The 19247-nt window shown below is 59.5% G+C and carries 16 protein-coding genes; 12 read left to right on the top strand and 4 right to left on the bottom strand.

Annotated features, from left to right (window positions below):
* Positions 1-67 precede the first annotated feature (67 nt).
* The gene (locus KI611_RS12970) at positions 68-781 is read left to right on the top strand and encodes an OmpA family protein (protein ID WP_226416077.1); all 714 of its coding nucleotides are present in this window, start codon (positions 68-70) and stop codon (positions 779-781) included.
* A 57-nt stretch (positions 782-838) separates the two neighbouring features.
* Here the strand turns inward: KI611_RS12970 and tssA are convergent, their stop codons facing one another.
* Genes tssA through tssJ form a run of 4 tightly spaced genes read right to left on the bottom strand, consistent with a single transcriptional unit; the run spans position 839 to position 4724 of the window.
* The gene (tssA, locus tag KI611_RS12965; RefSeq protein ID WP_226416076.1) at positions 839-1942 is read right to left on the bottom strand and encodes a type VI secretion system protein TssA; all 1104 of its coding nucleotides are present in this window, start codon (positions 1940-1942) and stop codon (positions 839-841) included.
* A gap of 31 nt (positions 1943-1973) precedes the next feature.
* Positions 1974-2747: a type IVB secretion system protein IcmH/DotU gene (gene icmH, locus KI611_RS12960; protein WP_226416075.1), complete on the bottom strand. Its 774-nt coding sequence runs from the start codon at positions 2745-2747 to the stop codon at positions 1974-1976.
* A complete protein-coding gene (gene tssK / locus KI611_RS12955) occupies positions 2744-4087 on the bottom strand; it encodes a type VI secretion system baseplate subunit TssK (RefSeq protein WP_226416073.1) in 1344 nt (447 codons plus the stop codon). Before tssK ends, icmH begins: the two co-directional genes overlap by 4 nt.
* Positions 4088-4100: 13 nt before the next feature.
* Positions 4101-4724, bottom strand: coding sequence for a type VI secretion system lipoprotein TssJ (gene tssJ, locus KI611_RS12950; protein WP_226416070.1), 624 nt, complete (start codon positions 4722-4724; stop codon positions 4101-4103).
* Positions 4725-4894: 170 nt separating this feature from the next.
* Between tssJ and KI611_RS12945 the strand changes: the two genes are divergently transcribed.
* From KI611_RS12945 to KI611_RS12895, 11 genes are all read left to right on the top strand, one after another.
* Entirely contained in the window at positions 4895-5524 is a 630-nt protein-coding gene (locus KI611_RS12945) for a tetratricopeptide repeat protein (RefSeq protein ID WP_226416068.1), read from the top strand.
* Between the two features lie 60 nt (positions 5525-5584).
* Positions 5585-6097, top strand: coding sequence for a type VI secretion system contractile sheath small subunit (gene tssB, locus KI611_RS12940; RefSeq protein ID WP_226416066.1), 513 nt, complete (start codon positions 5585-5587; stop codon positions 6095-6097).
* Entirely contained in the window at positions 6094-7578 is a 1485-nt protein-coding gene (gene tssC, locus KI611_RS12935) for a type VI secretion system contractile sheath large subunit (RefSeq protein ID WP_226416063.1), read from the top strand. The genes tssB and tssC overlap by 4 nt, the downstream gene beginning before the upstream one ends.
* Positions 7579-7609: 31 nt before the next feature.
* Entirely contained in the window at positions 7610-8146 is a 537-nt protein-coding gene (locus tag KI611_RS12930; RefSeq protein WP_226416061.1) for an Hcp family type VI secretion system effector, read from the top strand.
* Positions 8147-8195: 49 nt separating this feature from the next.
* Positions 8196-8675 (top strand): type VI secretion system baseplate subunit TssE, encoded by a 480-nt coding sequence (tssE, locus tag KI611_RS12925; protein WP_226416059.1) that lies wholly within the window; start codon positions 8196-8198, stop codon positions 8673-8675.
* The gene (gene tssF, locus KI611_RS12920; protein WP_226416056.1) at positions 8676-10508 is read left to right on the top strand and encodes a type VI secretion system baseplate subunit TssF; all 1833 of its coding nucleotides are present in this window, start codon (positions 8676-8678) and stop codon (positions 10506-10508) included.
* Positions 10472-11536: a type VI secretion system baseplate subunit TssG gene (tssG, locus tag KI611_RS12915; protein ID WP_226416054.1), complete on the top strand. Its 1065-nt coding sequence runs from the start codon at positions 10472-10474 to the stop codon at positions 11534-11536. Before tssF ends, tssG begins: the two co-directional genes overlap by 37 nt.
* A gap of 26 nt (positions 11537-11562) precedes the next feature.
* On the top strand, positions 11563-14250 hold the full coding sequence (gene tssH, locus KI611_RS12910; protein ID WP_226416052.1) for a type VI secretion system ATPase TssH: 2688 nt from the start codon (positions 11563-11565) through the stop codon (positions 14248-14250).
* Between the two features lie 29 nt (positions 14251-14279).
* Complete coding sequence (locus tag KI611_RS12905; protein WP_226416050.1) at positions 14280-14753, top strand: type VI secretion system amidase effector protein Tae4; 474 nt, start codon at positions 14280-14282, stop codon at positions 14751-14753.
* A 145-nt stretch (positions 14754-14898) separates the two neighbouring features.
* Entirely contained in the window at positions 14899-17892 is a 2994-nt protein-coding gene (locus tag KI611_RS12900) for a type VI secretion system Vgr family protein (RefSeq protein ID WP_226416048.1), read from the top strand.
* Positions 17889-19247 carry an N-acetylmuramidase domain-containing protein gene (locus tag KI611_RS12895; RefSeq protein WP_226416045.1) on the top strand — a complete coding sequence of 453 codons (1359 nt, stop codon included), beginning with the start codon at positions 17889-17891 and terminating at the stop codon, positions 19245-19247. Before KI611_RS12900 ends, KI611_RS12895 begins: the two co-directional genes overlap by 4 nt.

The raw sequence follows: 19247 nt of genomic DNA, 5'->3' as shown, positions 1-19247 counted from the left end.
GAAAATCCGCATCTTTTTTAGCTCACTGGCTTTTGCATTCAGTACTGCGATAGTGCAATCGGCCGCAGTGGCAGCCCCCGAAGAGCCCGGCAAAGTCGTCGCTTCCGGTACCGTTCCCGACGAGGCTGCGCGCGCCGCCATTCTCGGAAAATTGCGCGATCTCTACGGCGCGGCAAATATCACTGATCGGCTGGAAGTGGGCGGCGTCGTGCCGCCGCCCAACTGGGCCGAGCACATGACCAAGCTGCTCAGTGCCAATCTTCAGCAGGTACACAAGGGGCAAATGCAGGTCAATGGCACCCAGGTTGCGATTAAGGGGAATGTCGCCAATGAGGCTTTGCGCCAGCAAGTGGTCAGCCAAATGGCGACCTCTCTCAACCCGACCTACACCGTTGATAATGGGCTTGTCGTCGCCGCTGGATCGGCGCAGACCGTGCTCGACAAGACCTTGTCCAACCGCGTTGTCGAGTTCGAGAGCGGCTCGGCGACACTGACGCCGGTCGGTCGCGTGATCCTCGATGAAATGGCTGCGGCGATCAAACAGATCGGCACGCCGAAGGTGCAAGTCATCGGGCATACCGACAGCGTCGGCAATCGCCTCGCCAATGTCGGCCTTAGCCTGGCCAGGGCCAACAGCGTACGGGCCTATCTGATTGAAAAAGGGATTCCGGCCGATTCATTGAGTGCGGTCGGTTCCGGCCCCGATCACCCGGTGATGACGAACGACACGCTGGAGGGCCGGGCCAAGAACCGTCGTATCGAGTTCCGGCTGGCCGGCTGACGACCTGTCAGCCGGGCCGGTAATCATCCATCGGTGAGCGCCGGCTACGCCAAGGCGTCAGCCCTGGCCGTGTTCCAATTGGCCGGCTTCGACGCCGAGCAACTCCTCCATCCGGGACAGCGCGGCATCCTCCTTGAGGACGGTGCGCAGCCATTCGTGCAGTGGCATCGTGCCCCATTTTGCCGCCTTGTCGGCCAGATAGGCGACCGGGCTGTGCGGTTCGGTCCGGCGGAAAAACGCGGCAATGTCCTGCAATTGACGGATGGCCTGCTCGCGGGACTGGATCTGGCCATTGGCCGGAGGGGAATTGCCAAAGGATGGCTCGATGCGCCCCGTTCCATCGAAATGTGGCGGGGTATTGGTCGGAGTTGCAGCTGTTCCGGATACCTCCGGCGTCCTGCTGTCGGAGGCCTCTCCGGCATGGCGCCGGAAAAAGCGGAAAACATCTTCCAGCGCATCGAAGGTTGGGCCAAAGGCCGGTGCCTGTTGGCCCATGCGCTGGTCAAGCACCATTTGCAGAGCCTTCATCGCATCCTTCAGGCGCTCCGCATCCTGCATGCCGTCAACGAAATGACGCGTTGGGGTATCTTTCAGAGCGCTTTCGAACGTGTCGAGGGTGACACGGGCGGTACGCCCCAATTCGTCGGCCATGCCCGGATTGCGTTCGATGTTCTTGGCCATCGCCCGGGCCGATTCCTGATCGATCGCCGAAAAATTTCCCTTGGCGGAATGAGTCAGCGGTGTTTCGCGAATCAGCCGTGCGGTCTGATTGACCAGCCAGTCGAGGACCCCGACCCGCTGCTCGAGATCGCCGTCCTCGGGTTGCGGATGAATGTCATCCCAGAATGCATCGCATAAATATCCGAGCAGCGAATATCCCTCGGCCAGTCCGGCCAGCCCGCCAATTTTGCCGCGGGCTTCGGTGAGCCAGGCAATTACCCGGAGATCCTTGGCTTTGTTGGCCAGTAGCGTTTCGCAGACGCGGATCACGTTTTCCCAGTCCGCCTCCTTGACCTCAGTTACCCATTCTCCCTGGGCGAGCGACGGATCCTCGAAACGCCGGGCCTCCTGAATCGCATCGAATTCAGCAGAAAAAATCAAATCCTCGCCGCATGGACCCGATGCGGATTCCAGTGGGCGGACCAGATGCTCAAAATCCATCGTAGTTGGCCTTTGTCAAAATATGCCCGGTTCAGGGCAGGGTGATGGTCAGCGTCGGGGCACGCGGTGCCAACTGAACGATGCTCTTGAACGGTGACAGGATTTCCTGAACGGTGTGTCTGGCATGCCAGTCCAGGCCGACATAGGCGACCAGGCCGAACAGGGCAAGCACGGAGACGATGACCCAGAAGGGAATGTCACGCTTGAGGGCGTTCGAAATGCTGTCAGGGGCAGCCCAGTGCGGGGCGAAGGGAGCCGCCTTGCCCTTGATGTGGGCGATATGTTCGCCAAGCTGCGAAGTCAAATACTTGAGCTTCTCCGGCCCTTCCAGCAGGTAGCGTCCCTTGAAGCCGACGAGCAGGCACATGTGGAAGACTTCCAGCGCATTGATCCGTCTGGCGCCTCCGTTGCGGGCCACTTCAAGCTTGTCGAAAAAATGTTCGCCGGCCAGTTGGTCGCCAAAGAGAACGAGTTGCAGAGGCCGGCGCGCCCAGACTTCGCGGATATTCATCTGGGAATTCAGGACGGCTTCGTCGGCGGCGGCACAGAAAGCGTATTTCGCATCGAAGATGTCCTCGGCGCTGAAGTCATTCTTCTTGGCGGTTCGCTCGAAGTGATCGAGGAATTTCTGGATGTTGCCGGCAAACTCCTCGGTGTCCTTCGGGGCGCTCCGGTTGTGCAGCAGGATCAACATGTAGAAGCCGTCGTACAACAGGTCGACGAGGCTCTTGGCCGGGCGGTCGGTGGTCGACTCGTCCGGCTGCTGGCCGGGGGCAAGGGAAAACAGGCTGGGTGCGTTGGTCATGGCGTTACGGCGAGCATTTCAATTTTGAGGTCCCGGTAGCTTTCCGGGGCATAGATCATTACGGACTGGGCCTTGAGCATTCGCTCGTACAGCGGGCCGTGGGCATCGAGCGCAAAGTAGCTGGCGCCGGGGCGGACCGGGATCGGCGCCGGGACTTGTGCGGCATGCGTCAGGCGGACACCGGACATCGCCGAGAGCACCAGTTTTTCGACGTCATCCGGTGCGCCGACCTTGATGCGCAGGGGGATGGATTCGATGATTTCCGACTGTGGATGCGACGCCGTGATCGACAGATAGAAGGCGGTTTCGCCGTTGATCTTTTCTGAGTCGAGGTGGCCGGCATAAAAAGCCTGTTTCGGCTGGCTCAGGGCGATGGCGAAATAGCGGGTCGAAATCACCGTATCCAGCAATTCGCGCAGGATCAGATCAAGGCGCGCGAAGCCGGGGCCCGGTTGGGCGTGATCGTAGGCCGGTAGATCGTTCAGCGAATAGCCTTTGGAAAAGGTCATCAGCCCGCCGGCCAGCCGGAGCAGTTCCTGAAACAGGCGTTCGGGCGAGGTTTCCGGATTACGGAACAGATGGGTCAGGGTGGCGCAGGCGCTGCTAGCCGTGTGGAGCAGCCAGAATGAGGCAATGTCGCCGGAGCGGAATTCGATGACGTTCTTCGAAGGCTCGCGATGAAAACCGTACAGTGCATCGACCTTGGCCAGCAGGGCATCGATCTGGCGACGCAATTGCATGTACAGGCTGGGCGCACTGCGCAGGCTGATCGACGGTGGCAGGAAAGTCGGATCGACCTCGAAGCCGTCGCTGGCGGTGCGTCGAATCCGGACGATGGGAAGCGTCAGGAACTGGTCGCGGGGCTCGCTGGCCGATTTGATGTGGGAAATCTTGCTCAGCGTTGCGATGTCGGCCTCGGCGGCATCGGTGAACAGATCGGGATTTTCTCGGGGAACGATCAGATAACGCGCCTGGCCCGAATCAGCGCTGTTTTCAGTGCAATTTCCACCATGCGCATTCAGGTGATGGAGCGCCAGAAAGAAGTCAGTCGTGCCTTCTTCGGTCACCGCGGCATCGAGCGTGATGGGCGGTGGCAACTGATCGACATCGGGGGCAGTGAAGAAATCGCCGTTGGCAAAAATGGCGTCAATCCGGTTGAAACGCAGAATCCCGCTTTTCAGTGAATCGAGATCGATGTCCAGGTCACGAACGCCCCAGGCATAGGGCTGAGCAGAAAGCAGGGTGCGCCGGATCAAGGCCTCGGCATGGGCATCTTGCTGCTGGAAGTGTTGTGGACGGAGAAATAGCCCCTCGCCCCAGAGAATCTTTGGATTGTTCATTGTCGTGGATTTACTATGAATTGCATTGAACGCCGACCAGCGACTGGACTGAATCGGGGCTGATGTCGGTGATCAAGGCGCCTTTGCTGGCGGTCAGCGCACAAGCATGGGCGCCAACGATGATCCCCGTATCGAATGACTGCTTGGTGTCGAACCCTAGTTTCCAGCGCTGGGAATAGGGCGCTCTGAACATGCCGACGATGCCAATCGTCGTTGCATCTCCCGGAACCTTGAGCGTCAGATCGTAGGATTTTCCCGGGATGACGGTGATTTCACGAACCGAAACCAGTTCCTCCCCGAGCGCTTCCTTCTCGCCCTCGGGTGTCGAGATCTGCGGGTAGGTCAGCGTCTTCAGGCGTTCCGGGGAGCGCAGGATATACACCTTCATGACCAGCGACAGCGACTTTCCACTGCTTGTCGTATTGAGCTGTTCGCCCCCAAAAATCTTGACCGACAGGTCTGTCAGCTTCTTGGTCGGGTCGCCCGTATCCTTTTTGATGACACCGGTGGCTTCAAGAACGAGACCAACAGCCGAACTGGCCAACTGGACGCCCGACATCGAACTGCATCCAGATATCAGCACGGCGATGAGCGCGATAAGCAAGCTGAAGAAACGGCTGGTGCGTGCAATGGTCATTGGTGTGTGGGCATTTCGAATGGAATTATTTCAAATAAATGCATGGAGCATTTATGTCATTGAGTTGATAATGACAGATGGGTAATGTACTATGCGGGCCTTCTCAAAGCAAACCCAATAGCATTTTTTGGCATTCGAGTTATGTGTATTGGGTTTTATATGGAGTGCTTATGCTTGCTCTCAGACAGCGTGTTTTTATTCTTTCCCTGGGGATGGTCGCGGTGTTGTCAGGCTGCGCGACGGGCAAGGTGACGATGACCCAGGATCAGTTCCTGGAGGCCATGGGAAAGTCCAATATCAAGATCGAATCCCTGCTGGATAAGGGTAATCAAGAGGAGGCTGTGCGTCTTCTCGATGATTTGGCCAAGAAGAATCCGGATCGCAAGGAACCGTGGGGCCGTCTGGCCAAAGTCTATTTCGATGCCGGTAATTACGCTCAGGCAATCGTTTCGGCAGAAGAGGTTTTGCAGCGTGACACGACCGATCGGGCCGCGAAAAGCATTCGTGCCGTCGCTGGCCTGAGGGTGGCCGCCCAGTCGTTGACCGATCTGCGCAACGACGTTGAACTCAAGGGCAGTGCGCGTTCCGATGCGGCAGGTCTGGCCAAGGTGATGCGCGAAACGCTGGGTGAAGAAGTCCTGGTTCCGCCAGAGGAGTTGGAGGAGCGAAAGAAAAGGGAAGCGGCTGCGGCGGCTCGCGCCAAGGCGCGGCTGGCGGCCCGGAAGAAAGCGAGTGCCGGCGTCGAGAGCGCGCCGCAGGCCACATCGTCCGGTGGTGATCCGTTCAACGTTTTGAAGTAATCCGCTTGGTGCTTGGTGTTGTCCGGGTGGTTGTGGCGACTATTTATTCGGGAGAAAGTTGTGGCGAAAAAAGAGAGTGTTCAGAAGCGGTTGCAGAAGGTTCGTCCGCCCCGCGTTCAATTGACGTACGACGTCGAGATCGGCGATGCCATCGAGGCCAAGGAACTTCCTTTCGTGGTCGGCGTGCTCGGCGATTTCGCCGCCCAGTCGAAAGAGCCGCAGGGCAAGGTTCGCGATCGCAAGTTCGTCAACATCGACATGGATAATTTCGACGATGTCATGGAAGGCATGGCACCGCGCACCGCCTACCGTGTGAAGAATCGTCTGACGCCGGGTGGCGGCGAGATGGGGGTCGATATCGAATTCAGGAAATTTGAGGATTTTCGACCCGAATCCGTGGTTCAGCAGGTGGAACCGCTGCGCAAATTGCAGGAGGCCCGTGCCAAGCTGGCAGACCTGCGCAACAAGCTGGCCGGGAACGAAAAGCTTGAAGACCTGTTGAACGACGTGCTGAACAATACCGAGCAGTTGCATCATCTGGGTGGCAAGACGAACGGCGGGAGCGAACAATGAGCGTCCAGCAAGCTGTTTCCGGTGGTGTTGCCACGGCTCACGAAGCCAGCATCCTTGACCAGATCATTGAAGAGAGCCGGGTGGCCCAATCCGATCAGGAGAAGAATCGGGCGCGCGACATCATCAGCGAATTGGTGAGTCAGGTTCTGGAAGGCGAAGTCATCGTTTCCGAGAATCTGGCGGCGTCGCTGGATGCCCGGGTCGCCGAGCTGGATCGCCTGATTTCGGAGCAACTGAGCGAAGTGATGCATGCGCCGGAATTCCAGGCTCTCGAAAGCGCCTGGACCGGCCTGCACTACCTGTGCAAGCAAACCTCGACCGGCGTGCAGCAGAAAATCAAGCTGTTCAATGCGACGAAACGAGAACTGGTCAAGGACTTCAAGACGGCCATCGATTTCGACCAAAGTGCACTGTTCAAGAAGGTCTATGAAGAAGAGTTCGGGACTTTCGGCGGCGCGCCTTTTGGGACGCTGATCGGTCAGTTCGATCTGACGCGCCAGCCCGAGGATATGTACTTCATCGACCAGATGTCGCATATCGCGGCCGCCGCGCATGCCCCGTTCATTACCGCCGCCGCGCCGCAACTGTTCGGCCTCGAGTCCTATACCGAACTGGGCAAGCCGCGCGATATGGCGAAAGTCTTCGATACCGTCGAATACGCCAAGTGGAAATCTTTCCGTGAGTCGGAAGACTCGCGTTATGTCGGCCTGGCGCTGCCGCGTTTCCTCGGCCGTCTGCCGTACAACCCGATCGACGGCGAGGTTACCGAAGGTTTCAATTTCGTCGAGGAAGTCGATGGTACAAACCACGACAAATACCTCTGGTGCAATGCCGCTTTCGCCTTTGCCGCCCGTCTGACCACCGCCTTTGAAAATTACGGCTGGTGTGCCGCGATTCGTGGTGTCGAGGGCGGTGGTCTGGTCGAGGACCTGCCCACCCACACTTTCCGTACCGACGATGGCGAAGTGGCCCTCAAGTGCCCGACGGAAATCTCGATTACCGACCGGCGCGAAAAGGAACTCAGCGATCTGGGCTTCATTCCACTAGTGCATTGCAAAAATACCGACTATGCCGCGTTCTTTGGCGCCCAGTCGTCGCAGAAACCAAAGAAATACGATACCGATTCGGCCAACGCCAATGCCTCGCTGTCCGCGCAGTTGCAATACATGTTCGCGGTGTCCCGCATTGCGCATTACATGAAGGCCATGATGCGCGACAAGATCGGCAGCTTTGCCTCGGCCGCGAATGTTCAGAACTATCTGCAGCGCTGGATCGATCAATACGTTACCGCGGACGATTCGGCATCGCAGGAAACCAAGGCGCAGTTCCCCTTGCGGGAAGCGTCAGTCGAAGTCAACGAAGTGCCCGGACGGCCCGGTGTCTATCGGGCCGTGTCGTTCATCCGGCCGCACTTCCAGCTTGACGAACTCTCGGTGTCCCTGCGGTTGGTCGCCGAGTTGCCGCAATCCAGCAAGAGCTGATGTTTCTTAACTAGCAAGGAGAAAGCACCAAATGAAGGATATCTACGTTGAGTTCAAGGGTAGTGACATCAAGGGTGATTCCCGTGATGAAAAGCACAAAGACCAGGTTGAGGTGTCGACCTGGAGCCATACGATGCGCCAGCCGAAGTCGGCAACGGCGTCAGGTTCTGGTGGCCATACCGCAGAACGGGTTGAACATGGCGAAATGATCTTCACCAAGGATATCGACGGTTCCAGCCCCAAGCTGTACCAGGCCTGCTCGTCCGGTCTCGTGGTCAACGATGTCATCGTCTACTTCTACCGTGCTTTCGGCGGCAAGAATACGACCGGCAATCCGTCCGGCACGCAGAACCGCCATCAGTACCTGAAGATCGAACTGAAAAACGTCATCATCGCTTCGGTTTCGCCGTCGGTTGATGGTGAAGGCGTCCCGCAGGAAGTCTTCTCGCTGAAATATTCTGCCGTCAAGTGGACTTACGACGAGCTGAATATCGATGGCAGCAAGTCCGGCAAGGTCAATATCCAGGGTGCCTGGAACCTCGCCAAGAACACGCCGAATCTGACCTGATCGTCAATATTCTGAAGAACACGGCGGAAACTCGTTTCCGCCGTTTTTTATGATCAAGGGTTTCGAGCCATCCCTCTTCGACAAACTGTTTGACGACCTGCCCGTCGGGGCGGCGCGTTGGCGGTTGTCGCTTGAACAATTGAAGGATTCGGTCGCCCGCGATCTGGAGGCCTTGCTGAATACGCGCGTGATTCTTGGCGAGGAGCATGACAAGAGTTTTCCCCTTGCCGTCCGTTCGGTAGCCGGGTTTGGCCTGTCCGATTTTGCCGGGCTCAGCCTGGCCAACGTGCATGACCGGCGGCGCATCTGTGCCTCGATTGCTGCGGCAATCGCCGCCCATGAGCCGCGTTTGCGCGACGTGCGCGTCGAGCTCGAATTGCACCGCAAGACAGTGAATGCCCTGTATTTCTCGATCAACGCCGTGCTGTTCGTCAGGCCGGCGCAGGAGCCGGTTGCCTTCGATGCGCTGTTGCAACCGACCAGCCTGCAATATTCAGTCAGCCGGCATCGGCCGCGCCCGGGAGCCTAATTGGAAGATCTTCTTCCTTACTACGAGCGCGAGCTCACCTTTCTCCGCCAGCACTCCCGCGAGTTTGCCGAGCGCTATCCGAAACTGGCCGCCCAACTGCTGCTCTCCGGCGAAGGCTGCGACGACCCGCACGTCGAGCGGATGATCCAGTCCTTCGCGCTGCTGACCTCCCGCGTCTCAAAAAAGCTCGAAGACAGCTATCCGCAGTTCACCGAAGCCCTGCTGAACGTGCTTTACCCGCATTACCTGCGGCCTTTTCCCAGTTGTTCGATCGCCCATTTCGATCACGGCGGCAGCGAGTTGTCCTCGGTGGCCAGCATTCCCCGTGGCACGGAGCTGCAGTCGCGGCCGGTCAAGGGCGCGGTCTGTAAATTCCGTACGGCCTGGGATGTCCAGTTGGTCCCGGTCGCCATTGGGGAACTAAGCTTCGACCCGGTGGCCACGGCGCCCGGCGAAGTGCGCCTGCCGGTCGGCTGCAATGCCATCCTGTCGTTTGCGTTGACTCTACGCGGCGGCAATAGCGAAACCGGTTTTGCCAAGTTGAAGAAGCTGCGGATCTACATCGATGCCGAGCCATCGGTCGCCTCGGCTTTGCGCGATGCCCTTTTTCTGCGCCGGCAGAAAGTCTATGCGGTAGGGAACGATCAACGCTGGCGTATCGCGCGCGACGGTCTGGTCGGGGAAGTGGGCTTTGCCGGTGATGAAGCGCTGATCGACATGCCGGACACGGCGCATGGCGCCTATCGCTACCTGACCGAGTACTTCTGCTTTCCCGAAAAATTCAATTTTTTCGATCTCGATATGGCGGCGTTGCCCTCGGGGCTGCTCGCCGAAGGGAAAATAAAACTGCACATCGCCCTCGGCGATCTGCGCGCCGACAGCGATGCCTCGCGCCTGCTGCAGACCTTGACGGCGCAGAACCTGCGCCTCGGTTGCGTGCCGGTGGTTAATCTGTTTGCCCAACGCGGCGACCCGATCCGGGTCAGCAATCGCCAGGCGGCCTACCCGGTAGTGGCCGATGGCCGGCGGGCCTATGCCTATGACGTCTATTCGATCGATTCGGTGCGGCGGGTCCGGCAGACGCCGCAAGGCGAGGCGATCACCGAGTTCCGCCCGTTCTTTTCGCTGCGCCATGGCGAGACGCCGGACCGCAACGGCTATTACTGGTATGCCCAGCGCGATCATCTGGTGGCCGAGAGCAGCCCCGGTTACGAAACCTCGCTATCCATCGTCGATGCCGATTTCGATCCGGTCCAGCCGAAGACCGATGTCCTCAGCCTGCAACTGACCTGCACCAATCGCGAACTGCCCACGCTGATGTCGGTTGGCCTGCCATCCGGCGACCTGTTCCTCGAAGGCGGTTCCAGCGTGCGGGCCATCAAGTTGCTGCGCAAGCCGACCCAGCCCTGTCGTTTCGACCATCGGCGCGACGGCCAGTGGCGCATCATCTCGCACCTGTCGCTCAATCATCTGTCGCTGACCGGCAGTGGCCTGGGCGCCTTCCAGGAAATGCTCGCGCTCTATGATCTACCGCGTACCGCCGCGTCGCGCCGGCAGATCGAAGGCGTCCTCGCTATCGAACAGCACGACAAAACGGTGTGGATGGCCGGCCAGCCGTTCGCCTGTTTCGTCCGCGGTCTGGAAGTCCGCATCACCATCGACGAATCGAGTTTCGTCGGTAGTGGCCTCGATGTCTTTGCCCGCTGCATCGACCATTTTCTCGGCCTGTATGTCAGCCTGAACAGCTTTATCCAGCTGGTCGTCATTTCGAATCGAACCGGAGAGGAATTGATCCGATGCGCACCCCGCAACGGCGAGTCGATCCTGGCATAGTCGAGCACAGCCTGCAGGAGCCCGAACGCTACGAGTTCTTCCAGCTTGTCCGTCTGTACGAGATGGTTTTCAAGAAGGAGGCGCGGGCCTTTGGCGGCGATGCCGTCAGTGAGCGTATCCGTTTCCGTAATTCGCTGCGCCTCGGTTTCGCGCCCAGCCAGGTCGATGCGATGCAGCCGCGCTACCGGCGCGACGCGGCCGGGCTGGAAACCGCCGAACTGGAGCAGGTCGAGATCACGCCCAGTTTCATGGGCATGCTCGGGGTCAATGGCACGTTGCCGATTCACTACACCGAGCAGGTCATTCATCACGAGCGCTTCAAGCGCGATGCGTCCGGGCGCGCTTTCCTCGACTTGTTTACCAACCGGGCGGTCGGTCATTTCTACCGTGCCTGGAAAAAATACAAGCTGCCCGTCCAGTACGAAACGGACCGCCGCAACCGTTTTCTGCCGCTCGTCCTCTCGCTTGCCGGACTCGGCTTCGATGCGCTACGCGAGCGGATGAGCACCGCGCCGGGGGCGATCAACGATGAATCGGTCGCCTTCTTTGCCGGTCTGCTGCGCCAGCGACCGGTCTCGGCCGAAACCCTGGAAAAGGCGCTCGGCGGCTACTTTCGCGAGAAGGTGGTGGTCGAACAATTCGTTGGTCGCTGGTATGTCGTACCGATCGAGCAGCGTTCAACGCTCGGCGGCAAGAACGCCGTGCTGGGCAGCAACACCCTGGTCGGCGAACGGGTCTGGCAACGCAATCTGCGTATCCGCATCCATATCGGGCCACTGACTCACGAACGCTACATGGCCTTCCTGCCAAAAGGCGAGATGGCCGCCGGGCTGGAAAAAATTCTCACCCTGGCCACCGGCGGCCAGTTCGAATACGAAATCCGGCCCATCCTGCGCGCCGCCGACGTCAAGCCGCTGGCGCTGGGCAAGGGGCAGGGCGGCCGGCTTGGCTACGACACCTTCATGCTGACTCGGCCGGCCAAGAGCGATCGCAGCGATACCTCCTATCTCACCCATTTCATCAACTAATTTCTTTCGGGCAACAGACCAACGCGATGAGCACCTCACTGAAGACCCTGATCAGCAAACTGAACAGCACCTGCCGTCAGGCAACCGAACGCGCCGCCAGCCTGTGCATGGCCCGCGGCAATTACGAGGTCGATCTCGAACACCTGCTGCTGGCCCTGATGGAACAGCCGGGCAGTGACCTGACGAGCATCCTGCGCCGCTGTGCGATCAGCCCGACCGGGGTCGAGCGCGAACTGAACCAGGAAGTCGACCGTTTCAAGAACGGCAATACGCGGACGCCGGTTTTCTCAACGCACATACCCAAACTGTTTGAACAGGCCTGGCTGATCGCCTCGCTCGATGCCCGCCTGCCGCGCATCCGTTCCGGCCATCTGCTGCTGGCGCTGCTGACCGAGCCGGAACTGGCGCAACTGGCGTTTCGTGGTTCGAAATTGCTGGCCAAGGTCAAGCTCGAAGAACTCAAGCATCAGTTCGACAAGATCACCGACGGCTCGGCCGAAGCTGCCGAAGTGGCCGGCCTCGGGGCGGCGCCTGGCGGCGAGGAAGAGGGCAGCGACCCGCTGGCCGGCAAGAGTCCTGCCCTCGATCAGTTCACCACCAACCTGACGCAGCGTGCCCGCGACGGCAAGGTGGACCCGGTGATCGGCCGCGACGGTGAAATTCGCCAGGTTATCGACATCCTGATGCGGCGGCGCCAGAACAACCCGATCCTGACTGGCGAGGCCGGCGTCGGCAAGACGGCGGTGGTCGAAGGCCTGGCCTTGCGCATCGCGGCCGATGATGTGCCGCCGCCGCTGATCGGTGTCGAACTGCATACGCTTGACATGGGCTTGTTGCAGGCTGGCGCGAGCGTCAAGGGCGAGTTCGAGAACCGGCTGAAAAACGTCATCGACGAGGTCAAGAAAAGCCCGAAGCCGATCATCCTGTTCATCGACGAAGCCCACACGATGATCGGCGCCGGCGGCCAGTCCGGCCAGAACGATGCGGCGAATTTGCTGAAGCCGGCGTTGGCGCGCGGCGAGCTGCGTACCGTGGCGGCCACCACCTGGGCCGAGTACAAAAAATATTTCGAGAAGGATGCGGCGCTCGCCCGCCGCTTCCAGGTGGTCAAGGTCGAAGAGCCGACCGAGCCGCTCGCTGCCGCGATGCTGCGCGGCATGGTGCCGCTGATGGAAAAGCATTTCGGCATCCGTATTCTCGACGAAGCCGTCACCGAAGCCGTCCGCCTGTCGCACCGCTACATCAGCGGCCGGCAACTGCCGGACAAGGCGATCAGCGTGCTCGACACGGCCTGCGCCAAGGTCGCCCTCGGCCAGAGCGCGACGCCGGCGCTGATCGACGAAGCCGACAAGCGTCTCGTCCGCGAGCGCGCCGAACTCGCCGCGCTGGAGCGCGAAGCGGCCAGCGGTGCCTGGCACGATACGCGAATCGGCGAGCTCAAGGCGCAGATTGCCGCCGTCGAAGCCGATCTCGCCATTTACCGGACGCGTTTCGATGAAGAAAAGGCACAGGTCAGTCGCATCCTCGAACTGCGCGGCGTGCTGGAAAACCCCGAAGGCACTGGTGAAGAGGGCGTGCCGAAGGCCAAGCCGAAAGCGCGCAAGAAGACGGATGCCGCGACCAGCGGCGATGGCGAGCTCGACAAGGCATTGGCCGCCCTGCGCGAACTGCAGGGCGACAACCCGATGGTGCCGCTACAGGTCGACGGCCACGTCGTGGCCGAAATCATCGCCGCGTGGACCGGCATCCCGCTCGGCAAGATGGTCAAGGACGAGATCAAGACTGTCCTCAATCTGAAACCGCTGCTGCAGGAACGGGTGATCGGCCAGGACCATGCGCTGGAGGCGGTCGCCCAGCGCGTTCGTACGGCGCGCGCCAATCTCGAAGATCCGAACAAGCCGAAAGGCGTCTTCATGTTCGTCGGCCCCTCCGGCGTCGGCAAGACCGAAACGGCGCTGGCGCTGGCCGACATCCTGTATGGCGGCGAGCGCAAGCTGGTGACCATCAACATGAGCGAATACCAGGAAGCGCACACCGTCTCCGGCCTCAAGGGCTCGCCGCCGGGCTACGTCGGCTACGGCGAGGGCGGCGTACTGACCGAAGCGGTGCGGCGCAATCCGTATAGCGTCGTGCTCCTCGACGAGGTCGAGAAGGCGCACCCGGACGTCCTCGAACTGTTCTTCCAGGTTTTCGACAAGGGCGTGCTCGACGACGCCGAAGGTCGCGAGATCGATTTTCGCAACACGCTGATCATCCTGACCAGTAATGTCGGCTCGACCCAGATCATGCAGTCCTGCCTGAACAAGCCGGCTGCCGAATTGCCGGCCGCCGATGCCCTGGCCGACGCCCTCCGCCCGGTGCTCTTCAAGTCTTTCAAGCCGGCTTTTCTCGGGCGGATGAAGGTGGTGCCTTATTACCCGATCTCCGATGACGTGCTGGTTAGCATCATCCAGCTCAAACTCGGCCGCATCCGCGACCGCATCGCCGCCAACCACAAGGCCGAATTCATCTGGGACGACAAGCTGGTCGACGCTGTGCTCGCCCGCTGTACCGAAGTCGATTCCGGCGCCCGCAATGTCGATCACATCCTCAACGGCACGCTGTTGCCGGAGATCGCCGAAGTCGTGCTCGGGCGCATGGCGGAAGGTGCGGCGGTCGAACGGATCAAGGTCGGGGCCGGCAAGAACGGTGAATTCAAGTACGCCATCAAGTAACAGGCTGTACCTTTTCTGGAGGTAATCGCATGCTCAATCTGAACTACGCCACTCTGGCCGGCGCCTATCGCCGCTATGCCGCGCTGAACCCGGCGGAACTGTTCGCCACGCTCGGCTGGTCGGACAAGGCCGGCATCCCCGGCTACACGCGTAACGGCGCCGTATTGACCAGCCTTGCGCTGCTCTCGGCCAGTGTTCCGTTGAGCGGCCCGCTGAAGATCGAGGCCGGGCCGCTTGCCGGCCGTAAGGTGCAGAACGGCGCCAACCGCCTGGCCGCCTGGTTAGCCGAACGCCATACCAAGCCGGAGATACTGTCGCTCGCCAAGGGCATGGCCGATGTTGCCTATCAGCTTTTTGGCCGCCGCGGCATTGTCGCCTTCATCCAGGGTAGCGGCCCGGCCGGCGGTTCGATGGCGCTGCTCGATGGCCGCAATGCCGCTGCCGTGTGTATCGCTGCCGAAGGCCTGCATCCGCTCGAAGCTCATTTCTGGGAAGTCTCCTGATCTGAAAGCGACGATCGCCTTCGCTAATTCCGATATCATTATGCGTTCGGCGTAAATCTGGGCAGCCAGGCGGCCAAATGCCGCCGACCCGTGCCTCTTGATTGAATCGGCTCTTTCGCCAAACTTACTCGTTGATTGCCTGACCATGAACAACATCCTTGACCTGATTTCCGGCGCCGGCTGGGGCCAGAATGCCCGTCTGCTGACCCTGACGACGCCGGCCGGGCCGGATGCCTTGCTCGCCGAAACGGCTCGCATTGACGAGGCGCTTGGCCCGGTTGCCGAACACGCCGGTTTTCGCATCGAACTCACCGTCCTTGCCGCCAATGCCGAGCAATCGCTGACCGCCTTGCTCGGCCAGCCGGCGCGGCTCGACCTGCAAACGAGCCAGTCGCGCACGACGCTTCGCCCCTTCCATGGTCACATCACCGATGTCGCCAGGCTCGGGGCCAACGGCGGCTTTGCCCGCTACCGGCTGATCATCGAACCCTGGCTCAGCTTCCTCGGGCATAACCGCGACCACTATCTTTTCCAGGACAAAAGCCTCATCGAAATCGTCGACGAACTGCTCGGCGACTGGAAATCCCAAGGCAAGCTGTCCCCCGACTGGCGCTGGGACCTGGCCGACGTCGCGGCCTACCCGAAGCGCGGCATGACCGTGCAATACCAGGAAACCGACCTTGCCTTCCTGAAACGCCTGCTCGCCGAAGAAGGCCTGTTCTGCTGGTTCGAACACGAAAGCGGCAGCGGCGAAAGCCTCGGCCAGCATCGCCTGGTCATCGCCGATCACAATGGTGCCTTCAAGGACAACGCGCAGCCGCGCATCCGCTACACCCAGGCCGGTGCCACGCTCAGCGAAGACAGCCTCGACCGCTGGCACGGCCTGCGCCAGATCGACACTGCGGAAATCAACGCCAGCAGCTGGGACTACCGCAGCCTGTCGCCCCGTCCGCAAAGTGCCGGCAGCGCGATCGCCAACGGTACCGTCCCACGCACCGTCGCTTGGCACGACCCCGGCCAGTATGCCTGGCAGAACAGCGCCCATGGCGAACGCATGCAAGGCAACCAGCGTCAAGCCATCGACGCCCGCCTCAAGCAATACCAGGGCGAAGGCACCGTCCGTACCGGCGCCCCGGGCACCACCTTCAGTCTGGCCGAACACCCCGAACACGATCTCGACGCCCCGGAGCAGCGCCAATTCCTGATCACCGCGATCAGCCACCGGGCCCGAAATAATCTTGGTGAAAGCATTCCCGAACTGATCGACAGCCTCGGCCCGGTAGCCGACGACAACGAAATTCCTTTCGCCCAGCCCACCGACTTCTACCGCAACCGGCTCAGCGCCATCCGCACAAGCATCGCCTGGCGGCCTGAAGGACGACACATCAGCGGCCGCCCCACCGGCAACGGCACGCTCACCGCCATCGTCGTCGGCGCCGGTCAGCCTACCCACACCGACCGCGACGGGCGGGTCCGCGTCCAGTTCCCCTGGCAACGCGGCGGCCAATCCGCCGCCCGCCAGGCACACCCGACCGGCGCCGACAACGCCCCGGCCAGCGATACCCTCGGCGTCTGGCTACGCGTCATGGCCCCGGTCGCCGGCAGCAACTGGGGCGGCCACCTGACGCCGCGCCCCGGACAAGAAGTCGTTGTCGCCTTCCAGAACGGCAACATCGACCGCCCGGTCATCGTCGGCAGCGTCTACAACGGTCAAGGCAGCGCCGACGCCCAAGGCAATCAGATCGGCAGCGGCACCATGCAAGCCAGCGCCAACGCCCCGGCCTTCTTCGCCGGTCAGGACGCCGCACCACACACCCACAACGCCAGTCTCTCCGGCCTCAAAAGCCAACAACTGACCAGCAGCCAAAGCGGGCAGGGCGGCTACAACCAACTCGTCTTCGACGACACCCCCGGCGAATCGCGCATCGAACTGGGCACCACCGAACACCTCAGCCATCTCCAACTCGGCCACCTCAAACAACAAAGTGACAACGCCCGGCAAGCCGACCGCGGCCATGGCGGCGAACTCGCCACCCAAGCCGCCACCGCCATCCGTGCCGGCAACGGCCTGCTGCTCAGCACCGACGCCCGACCCGGCGCCTGCAGCACGCAGCTCGACAGCCGCGAACCGATCAGCCAGAGCGAAACCGCCCAAAGCCTCAGCCACAGCCTGGCCGATGTCGCCGCCAAGCAGAACGCCGCCCTCAAAGGCGACCCGGCCGCCGACCAACTGCCGGCGGTAGACGCCCTGAAACACGCCGGCGAAGTCATGCGCGCCACCACCACCCACGGCGCCCAAGCGGCCAGCGGCAGCGACATCAAAGCTACGCAAGGCGGCACCGGCAGCGTTCCCGCCTGGAGCGAACCGCGCATCCAATACGCCGCCCCCGGCGGCATCGCCCAGCTCACTCCGAAAAACCACCTGCTGGTCGCCGGCAAGAGCCTCAGCATCGCCAGCAACCAGGACACCAACCTGATCGCCCAAGGCAACCACAGCCTGGCAACCAAAGACGGCATCGCGCTATTCACCGTCGGCAAAGCCAACAGCAGCAAACCGAACAGCGAAACCGGCATCCACCTGCACGCCGCCAGCGGCCAGGTCAGCCTGCAAAGCCAGAGTGGCAAGACCACGGCAGCCGCCGACAAGAAAGTGACCATCGCCAGCACGACCGCCAGCCTGACCGCCAGCGCCAAACAGAAAATCATCGCCACGGCGCAGGGCGCTTACCTGAAGATCGAGGGTGGCGATATCAGCGTGCATGCGCCGGGCAAGGTGGAGTTCAAGGGGAGTCAGAAGAATTTGACCGGGCCTGCATCGAGTACCGTTACGACGCCAAGTTTTCCAAAAAGTGAGCTTCAGATAACGCCAAATCAAACAAGTTATTACAGCCAGCAGATTGATCTGTCACATCTCGTTGGCAATGAAATTACTGGATTTTCTTCAGAAGAAATCGCTTATCAAGTGTTCGACAAGAATGGGACGTTTGTTACCAGCGGGACAACGAACAGCAATGGTATGACATCCAGAATATTTACCGATGGTGCTAAGGATTTGGTGGTGTTTCTTGGGCAGGGTGATTGGGTAATAGAGGAAAGAATCGAAGAGCACGAACTTGGTAACAGGGAGGGAGAATCATGAGTAGTTATTACACTGTTGCCAATGGGGATACCCTAAGCAAAATAGCAAAATCCCACGGAACAACCGTTCAGGAGCTTATGAAACTTAACGAAATTGCAAATCCGAACAAATTGTCTATTGGGCAGCATCTGGCTTTAAAAAAAGAGGTTGTTCTGGGTGTTCAGCCCTTGTTTCTCGATCGAAATCGCGACCCGATAGAAGGCCTTGAGTACATGTTGGAGTATGCAGGCAAAGTAATTCGTGGCGTGACGGGGGTAAATGGGCTGGGCACTAAAACATTTACAGAAACAGCCCAAGACGAAGTAAAAGTGTTAGTGAAACGTCTAGATGGAACGGTAAAGGAAGTTGGAGAGGTTGTTTCCGGTTACGGAAATAAGCTCGTTACCCTAATTAGCCAGCGGATAATGGTTGAGGCTTCAACTGAAAAACATCCGGAGGTTAAACCTGGAGAGCGACCCAATGCAAAGGAGAAGGTCGAGCCTGCACACGATCCAGCCAAAAAACAACCGCCGACGACTGGCAAAGAGGATCTCGGAAATAAAACAAAAACCACGAAAACACCAGATGGAAAACCAGTCACCGTTGTTGAGGGGGATATTCCTGATTTAAGTTTTCTGGGGGAATATGTTGGTGGTGAAATAACAAAAGTTGATATTGAGGATGCCGCAAAATATTTGGGTTGCAAACCAGGACTGATCTATGCAATTGCCAAACAGGAGTCAGCCCATTCTTCGTTCGGTAAGATTGGAAAGAAGATAGTTCCAACAATTCTCTATGAGCGACACTGGTTTAGACGTCTTACAAAGCCTAACAAAAAATCACCAAGCCCATATGAGGAAAAATATTACGACATATGCGGCCCTGGCTACCATAGAATTATAAAAGAGAAAAAAATTGTTAATGACTCGGATGGGAAACCTGTTAAAGACAAGAAAGGTAAGGTGGTTACTGCTATCGAGGTTCTTGATAGAGAGACGAAAAAGGCTCCTGTTTGGGATGATATATATGGGCGCTCTACTTATGAAAACTATAAGCGTCTCACCAAGGCCTATCAGCTTGATAAGGCTGCAGCCCTGCAGTCTTGTTCATGGGGGAAATTTCAGATTCTCGGAGTGAATTATAAAGCAGCAGGATATGCTGACGTTTTTCAATTCGTTAAAGCCATGTCATCTGGGGACCCTGCGCATATCAAAGCATTTCTGAAATTTGCAAAGTCTAATGATGTTCTGCTAACGGGGCTAAAAGAAGAAAATTTCGAAAAGATTGCCGAGGGTCATAATGGAACAGGGTGGCGAAAATTAAATCCGGAATATGCTAACAACTTAAAAAAATACTTTAAAGAATATGGTGAATAG

The organism is Dechloromonas denitrificans, assembly GCF_020510685.1.
GTDB classification, from domain to species: domain Bacteria; phylum Pseudomonadota; class Gammaproteobacteria; order Burkholderiales; family Rhodocyclaceae; genus Azonexus; species Azonexus denitrificans_A.
The sequence above is the reverse complement of the archived record's forward strand: the minus strand, read 5'-3'. Positions and strand labels throughout refer to the sequence as shown.

What these genes read in the sequence shown, in the direction of transcription:
- tssG (WP_226416054.1), top strand. Translation starts at nt 10,472, where the DNA reads ATGCGCACCCCGCAACGGCGAGTCGATCCTGGCATAGTCGAGCACAGC.
- KI611_RS12905 (WP_226416050.1), top strand. Translation starts at nt 14,280, where the DNA reads ATGCTCAATCTGAACTACGCCACTCTGGCCGGCGCCTATCGCCGCTAT.
- KI611_RS12900 (WP_226416048.1), top strand. Translation starts at nt 14,899, where the DNA reads ATGAACAACATCCTTGACCTGATTTCCGGCGCCGGCTGGGGCCAGAAT.
- tssK (WP_226416073.1), bottom strand. Translation starts at nt 4,087, where the DNA reads ATGAACAATCCAAAGATTCTCTGGGGCGAGGGGCTATTTCTCCGTCCA.
- tssA (WP_226416076.1), bottom strand. Translation starts at nt 1,942, where the DNA reads ATGGATTTTGAGCATCTGGTCCGCCCACTGGAATCCGCATCGGGTCCA.
- tssC (WP_226416063.1), top strand. Translation starts at nt 6,094, where the DNA reads ATGAGCGTCCAGCAAGCTGTTTCCGGTGGTGTTGCCACGGCTCACGAA.
- KI611_RS12945 (WP_226416068.1), top strand. Translation starts at nt 4,895, where the DNA reads ATGCTTGCTCTCAGACAGCGTGTTTTTATTCTTTCCCTGGGGATGGTC.
- KI611_RS12895 (WP_226416045.1), top strand. Translation starts at nt 17,889, where the DNA reads ATGAGTAGTTATTACACTGTTGCCAATGGGGATACCCTAAGCAAAATA.
- icmH (WP_226416075.1), bottom strand. Translation starts at nt 2,747, where the DNA reads ATGACCAACGCACCCAGCCTGTTTTCCCTTGCCCCCGGCCAGCAGCCG.
- tssH (WP_226416052.1), top strand. Translation starts at nt 11,563, where the DNA reads ATGAGCACCTCACTGAAGACCCTGATCAGCAAACTGAACAGCACCTGC.
- tssJ (WP_226416070.1), bottom strand. Translation starts at nt 4,724, where the DNA reads ATGACCATTGCACGCACCAGCCGTTTCTTCAGCTTGCTTATCGCGCTC.
- tssE (WP_226416059.1), top strand. Translation starts at nt 8,196, where the DNA reads ATGATCAAGGGTTTCGAGCCATCCCTCTTCGACAAACTGTTTGACGAC.
- KI611_RS12930 (WP_226416061.1), top strand. Translation starts at nt 7,610, where the DNA reads ATGAAGGATATCTACGTTGAGTTCAAGGGTAGTGACATCAAGGGTGAT.